The organism is Amycolatopsis sp. CFH S0740 (genome assembly GCF_004522315.1).
Classification (GTDB): Bacteria; Actinomycetota; Actinomycetes; order Mycobacteriales; family Pseudonocardiaceae; genus Amycolatopsis; species Amycolatopsis nivea.
This window is the reverse complement of sequence record NZ_SDLS01000089.1, coordinates 1-325: the sequence shown is the minus strand read 5'-3', so window position 1 is coordinate 325 and position 325 is coordinate 1. Positions and strand designations below refer to the sequence as shown.

Sequence of the window (325 nt, the reverse complement as noted above, 5' to 3'; positions counted from 1 at the left end):
GCACGGATGCGGTGAAGAGTTCGTCGTCTTTGATTCCGACGGCGATTTGGCAGCCGCCGCGTTTCCGGTCGTCGGTGGTGCCCGCGAAGACGGCGGGGTAGCCGTTGACGTCGGGTGCGGCTTCGAAGTAGCCGGATTCGCTGTCGGCGTTGGTGTAGGCGCCGGCGAGACCGCCCTGCCCGGGAAGGAGCCCGAGGCCGACGCTGTTGTTGTCGGCGTCGTACCAGGTGCAGATGGGCGCGACGAGGCCCTTGCCCTGGCGATTGCGGACGGAGCTGATGACCTCGGTCGCCTGGGCTTGGCTGAGCAGGGCGCAGGGGTTCTG

The 325-nt window shown here is 68.0% G+C and carries 1 protein-coding gene; it reads right to left on the bottom strand.

What is annotated here, in order from left to right; genetic code table 11:
* A partial coding sequence (locus EIZ45_RS45875; protein WP_134736135.1) for a DUF3558 family protein occupies positions 1-325 on the bottom strand: 325 nt, incomplete at both ends.